The organism is Holdemanella sp., assembly GCF_056804935.1.
In genome coordinates this window covers 1-1,500 of sequence record NZ_DBMEXE010000296.1, presented here as the reverse complement: position 1 = coordinate 1,500, position 1,500 = coordinate 1, and the positions used below count along the sequence as shown (strand labels likewise).

The following is a 1,500-nucleotide window of genomic DNA, read 5'->3' as shown; positions in this document are numbered from 1 at the left end:
AATATCCAATGTTCTACAAGATTTAGATGCCTATTCGATCTTTGATGATGACAAGATGATCATTGTCAATAATTGCACCTTTTTATCGAGTAAGAATACGACAAACTATGAAGTGGATCCTTTTCTAGTAAGAAAAGATACAGACATGATTCTTGTGCTTGTATGTCCAAGCGATAAACTGGATACAAGAAAGAAAAAGGTGAAAGAAATCAGTGGGTGTGCAACATTGTATTCTTGTTTAGCACTTGATGAAAAGTCACAAAAGTTTTATGTGCAAGATAAACTGAAGGAATATGGAGTCAAGGTCGATTTTAAAACGTTAGATTGGATGACATCTAGAATGGGACTCGATCCCATGTGCATCCAGAATGAAATTGAAAAGATTTCCATCTATTCAAAACATCCAACGTTTGAAGATGTACAAAACCTATTAGTTGTAGAACCTATGAATGACATCTTTAAAATGGTCGATGCCTTCTTTAGTCAAAATGGGATTTTATTATTAGCTTACTACCGTAACTTTAGAAAGCTGAATATGCAGCCAGTAGCTATCGTTGCGCTTTTGGCAAGTCAAATTCGTTTTCTATTTCAAGTACGCGTATTAATGGATGAAGGAAAGGCACAGGCAACCATTGCCCAAGAGTTAAAGGCCAATCCGTATCGCGTGAAATTAAATATGCAAAAGGCCATGCGCTTTTCAAGTGAAGCCTTACTTTACAATCTATCTTTACTAGCGGATTTTGATCAACAAATGAAAATGGGTAAGATTGATAAGGATGATGGCTTTGAATACTTCTGTCTAAACTTAATGATGAACAAGGAATAGCCTTGTTCGTTTTTGGCTTCATTGAAGTATCTTTTTTATGTCTCAAATTATTTGTCTAATGCTTTGATTAATTCTTCCATGGTTGAACAGAAAAAAACTCTTTGATTGAATTTCAACTAAAAATTGGTAAAATCCTACTGAAGGTAGCAATACCTTTAGATGTGGTAAGCATCAATAAAAGTTGTGGTCGGATAAGAGACGGTAAACGCTCATGTCTAATCATTGTCGACAACCGACAGAAAAACTTACCAGATTTGATTTTTTAGGAATACTTATGAAAAGGTGGAATCTTCAATTAGTAAGACTCCACCTTTTTATATTTGACAAATAAAAAAGCTCCTATGAATAAGAATGGCCAATCTAAATGTATTTGGATTAGTATTTAGCACTTATCATTGAAATAAGTCGGAATGTGTACCTACGAGTTGTAAATTCTAGGATATATTTCATATATCTAATGCCGCTTTTAGCTCATCAATGCTGGAATATTTCGGCGTTGTTGAATCAGACATAATTCTTCTTTCTTCCTCGATGGCTTCGATTGTAGTTTGGTTTGGTTCATGATTTTTATCGATAAGACACATTTAATAAATTAGGATATAAAGCTAAAATCAACACTCATACAACGTCTTATATAAATTGACTTCTGGACATATATCTTTATTTCGAACACC

General features: G+C 33.8%; 2 protein-coding genes. One reads left to right on the top strand and one right to left on the bottom strand.

Annotated elements, in window-relative coordinates:
- Positions 1 to 826, top strand: an 826-nt coding sequence (gene holA, locus ACZQCL_RS09470; RefSeq protein ID WP_482483035.1) for a DNA polymerase III subunit delta, incomplete at its 5' end; no start/stop codon positions are given.
- A 446-nt stretch (positions 827 to 1,272) separates the two neighbouring features.
- On the opposite strand, the gene ACZQCL_RS09465 is transcribed toward holA, so the two are convergent.
- Positions 1,273 to 1,410: a hypothetical protein gene (locus ACZQCL_RS09465; protein ID WP_482483033.1), complete on the bottom strand. Its 138-nt coding sequence runs from the start codon at positions 1,408 to 1,410 to the stop codon at positions 1,273 to 1,275.
- Between the last annotated feature and the right edge of the window lie 90 nt (positions 1,411 to 1,500).

Bases quoted from the DNA above. Each gene is read 5' to 3' on its own strand.
- ACZQCL_RS09465 (WP_482483033.1), bottom strand. From the start codon at position 1,410: ATGTGTCTTATCGATAAAAATCATGAACCAAACCAAACTACAATCGAA.